The 4,533-nt window shown below is 73.0% G+C and carries 1 protein-coding gene; it reads left to right on the top strand.

Translation table 11 applies throughout. The features are described 5' to 3' along the window. A partial coding sequence (locus ACFZB9_RS36785) for an amino acid adenylation domain-containing protein (RefSeq protein WP_391454510.1) occupies positions 1 to 4,533 on the top strand: 4,533 nt, incomplete at both ends.

Genomic DNA, 4,533 nt, shown 5'->3' with positions numbered 1-4,533 from the left:
GAGGGCTACACCCCGGTCCGGGCGCTGGGCGCGGACCGCGCCGAGCTGGGCCAGACCGTACTGGTCGCCGAGAGCGACGGGGTGGTCCTCAACGCGGTCCCGACCCTCGCCCCCGCGCCGGGCGAGGCGCCCGGCGAGAGCACCGACGCCGACACCCGCACGGACGCCGCCGCTCAGACGGATGCCGCCGATGCCGCTGATGCGGTTGGTGAGAGGTTGCGCGTGCTGGTGGAGCGGGTCCTCAAGCTGGAGGAGCGGATCGACCCCGACCGTCCGCTCGCCGATTACGGTTTCGACTCGCTCAGCGGCATGAAGATCGTCTCCGCGGTGGACGAGGCTTTCGGGGTCAGTGTGCCGCTCGGCGACTTCTTCGAGCGTCCGACGCTGCGCGAGCTGGCCGTCCACCTGGCCACCGGCTGGCTGGCCGACGCCATCCCCGCCGCCGCGCCTGAGGCCGCACCCGCCGCGTCCGAGGCGATACCCGCGCCCGCAGCGGCCCCGTCGGTGGCTCCCGCCGCCGTGGCGGCCGAACTCGTCCTTCGTCCCCGCGAAGAGATTGAGTTGATGACCCATCAGCTCTCTGAGGGTCAGCGTGCGTTGTGGGTGATCGAGCAGATCGCTCCTGGTAACTACGCTTACAACTTGCCGCTGGCTCTCTGGCTCGACCGTGATCTGGACGTGCTGGCCCTGCGGGTGGTTCTGCAGGACCTGCTCGACCGGCACGAGGAGCTGCGTGCGAGCGTGCGCTCCGGCCCGGAGGGGCCGTTCGTGCGGATCGCCGCCGAGCCCGAACTGCCTTTCCAGCAGGTCTTCCTGACCACGGTGGCGGAGCAGGAGGTGCTGACGCGGATGCGTACCGAGTTGCGCCGCACCTTCGATCTGGCCGCCGGTCCGCTGCTGCGCGCCACCCTCTACACCCTGGGTGACGGCCGCCAGGCGCTGCTGCTCACCTTCCACCATCTGGTCTTCGACGGTGTCTCGATCGCCCTGCTGCTGGCGGAGCTGGAGCGCGGCTACCGCACCGTCCGGGCGGGCCGGCTGCTGCCCGCGGAGCGTCCCGTGCGCAGTTACGCCGAGTTCACCACCTGGCAGCGTGAGCTGCTCGCGAGCGCCGAGGGGCAGCGTCTGCGGGGGTACTGGGTGGAGCGGCTGCGCGGCCGGCAGACCACCGTTCCGTTGCCGTTGGACCGTCCGCGTCCGGCGGTGCCCGGTTTCCGGGGTGCCAGTGTGGACGGCCACCTGCCGGCGGTGGTGGCCGAGCGGGCCCGCGCGCTGGCGTCGGCCGAGCAGGTCTCGCTCTTCGGTGTCCTGCTGGCGGGCTGGTTCGCGGTGCTGCACCGCTACAGCGACCAGGGCGAGATATCCGTCGGCACGCCGACCGCGGGCCGCCCGGCCGGCGGCTTCGAGGACGTGCTCGGCTACTTCATGAACATGGTGGTGCTGGCCGAGCGGATCGAGGGCCAGGAGCCCTTCCGGGCGCTGGTCCGCCGGGTCCACCGCACCACGCTGGGCGCGCTGGAGCACAGCGCCTACCCGCTGATCACCCTCGCCGAGGAACTGCGACGCGAGGACCCCGCGGCCGCGGGCGCCCCGTTCAACGTGGCCTTCTACTTCCAGAACTGGACCCGCGGCGCGCGGGCCGCGGACCAGGCTCAGGCCCTGGTGCTCGGTCCGGTGGAAGGGGTCCATCAGGAGGGCGAGTTCGATCTGACCCTGGAGGTGGTCGAGCAGGCCGAGGGCTGCCGCTACTCACTGAAGTACGACCCCGAGCTGTTCGATGCCGCCACCGTGGAGCGGATCGGCACCCACTTCGCGACCCTGCTCGCCGACGCGGTGCGGGCCCCTGGGACGGCGGTCGGCGAGCTGGAGCTGCTCACCGCGGCGCAGCGCGAGCAGCTGGCCCCGCCCGCGGCCGCCGACTACCCGGCCGAGACCCTGGTCTGGGAGCTGGTGCGCCGCCAGGCCCAGGCCCGCCCCGACGCGGTGGCCGTCCGCTACCAGAACACCGAACTGACCTACCGTCAACTAGCCGACCAGGTCACCGCGCTGGCCTCCCGCCTGACGGCCGCCGGGGTCGGCCGGGGCCGCACGGTGGGCGTCCTGCTGCCGCGTGATGCCGGTCTGCCGGTCGCGTTGCTGGCGGTGCAGGCCGCCGGTGGCGCCTACGTCCCGCTCGACCCGGCCTACCCGGCGCAGCGCCTGGCCTACATGGCCGAGGACGCCGGGCTGCACCTGATGCTCACCCACTCCACCGTCCAGGGCGGTTACGGCGCGGTGCCCCGGTTGCTGGTGGACCGGGCGGACGTCCAGCCGCCCGCGGCTCCCTCGCCCGGACCGGCCGCACCGGGGGACACCGCCTACGTCATCTACACCTCCGGTTCCACCGGCCGGCCCAAGGGTGTGCGGGTCCCGCACCGGGCGCTGACCAACTTCTGCTGGTCGATGGCGCGTGAGCCCGGCTTCGGGCCGGGTGACACGCTGCTGGCGCTGACCACGGTCTGCTTCGACATCTCGGGCCTGGAGCTGTACCTGCCGCTGATCAGCGGCGGCACCGTCGAGCTGGTGGCCACCGAAACCGCCCGCGACGGCCTGCTGCTGCGGGCGGCGATCGAGAACTCCGGCGCGAGCGTGATCCAGGCCACCCCGGCGGCCTGGAGCATGCTGCTGGCCGCCGGCTGGCAGGGCAGCCCCGACCTGACCGTGCTGTGCGGCGGCGAAGCACTGTCCGGCGACACCGCCCAGGCACTGCTGGCCGGCAACCGCGCGGTGTGGAACCTCTACGGACCCACCGAGACCACCATCTGGTCGGCGGCCAGCCGCCTCGTCCCCGGCGAGCGGGTGACCATCGGCACCCCGATCGCCAACACCGCGCTGCACGTGCTCGACAGCGCCCGCCGACGGGTACCGACCGGCGTGCCCGGCGAGCTCTACATCGGCGGCCACGGCGTGGCCGACGGCTACCTGAACCGCCCCGAACTGACCGCCGAACGCTTCCTGCCCGACCCGTACGCGGCCGGTTCCACCGCCCCCGACGAGGCGCGCATGTACCGCACCGGCGACCTGGTGCGCCGGCTGGCCGACGGACGGATCGAGTACCTGGGCCGGATCGACTCCCAGGTCAAGGTACGCGGCTTCCGGGTCGAGCTGGAGGAGATCGAGGCGACCCTGCGCCGCCTTACCGGCGTGCGCGAAGCCGTGGTGGTGGCCCGCGATCTGGGCGGCGGCAACCACTCGCTGCTGGCCGCCTACGTACTCGCCGAGGGCGCCACCGACCCGACCCGCGAGCAACTGGCCACCTGGCTGCCCGAACACATGCTGCCCGACGCGCTGATCCACGTCACCGGCTTCCCCCGCACCCTCAACGAGAAGATCGACCGGGTCAGGCTCGCTGGACTGTCACCCGCCGAGCTGCGAGCCGCCTACGGCGCCGCAGGCACCGGCCACCTGCCGCAGGCCGCCGCCGAGGCCGTGGCCGCACCGGCCGGCCGCGTCGAGGCACTGGTGGCCGAACTCGCCTCCCTGGTGGCCACGTTGGCCGGGATCCGGGCCGAGGAGATCGGCGCGCGCACCCCGCTCGGCGAGGTCGGCATGAACTCGGTGACCTTCACCGCGCTCAGTACCGAGCTGCGCAAGGCCTACGACATCGAGGTCTACCCCACGCTGTTCTACCGCCGCGGCACCCTGCTCGCGCTGGCCGAACACCTCTGGGAGCACCACCAGGCCCAGCTGGCCACCCACTTCGGCAACACCGCCACCACCGCCGCCACTGGGGAGACAACCCCGGCCGCCGTTCCCGCCCCCGCCCCGGTACCGGAGCAGGCCCCCGCCGGACGGCCGCGCCGCCCCGAGGACATCGCCGTGATCGGCATGGCCGGACGACTGCCGGGCTCCGCCGACCTCAAGGAGTTCTGGCAGCACCTGGCCGCCGGCGACGACCTGGTGAGCGAGATCCCCGCCGACCGCTGGGACTGGCGCGACCAGCCACGCTCACGCTCCCGCTGGGGCGGCTTCGCCCCCGACATCGACCGCTTCGACGCCGCCTTCTTCGGGATCTCCCCACGCGAGGCCGAACTCATGGACCCCCAGCAACGCCTGACACTGGAGGTCGTCTGGTCAGCCATCGAGGACGCCGGCTACCGCCCCTCCGAACTGGCCGGCAAACGCGTCGGAGTGTTCGTCGCGGTCACCAACTCCGACTACCTGGAGGTACAACGGGCCGCCGGACGCGCCACCGAGGGCCACACCCTCACCGGCGCCGCGCTCTCCATCATCCCCAACCGGGTCTCCTACCTCCTGGACCTGCGCGGCCCCAGCATCGCCCTGGACACCGCCTGCTCCGGCTCGCTCACCGCCGTCCACCAGGCCTGCGCCGCACTGCGCGACGGCACCTGCGACCTGGCGATCGCCGGCGGAGTGAGCCTGATCCTGGCACCAGGCCTCTACGAGGCACTCAGCCAAGGCGAGATGCTCAGCCCCGACGGCCGCTGCAAAGCCTTCGACGCCCGGGCCGACGGCTACGTCCGCGGCGAGGGC

It is taken from the genome of Kitasatospora sp. NPDC008050 (genome assembly GCF_042957465.1).
Taxonomy (GTDB): Bacteria; Actinomycetota; Actinomycetes; order Streptomycetales; family Streptomycetaceae; genus Kitasatospora.
Note: the sequence above shows the minus strand (reverse complement) of the source record. Positions and strands in the feature narration are given on the sequence as shown.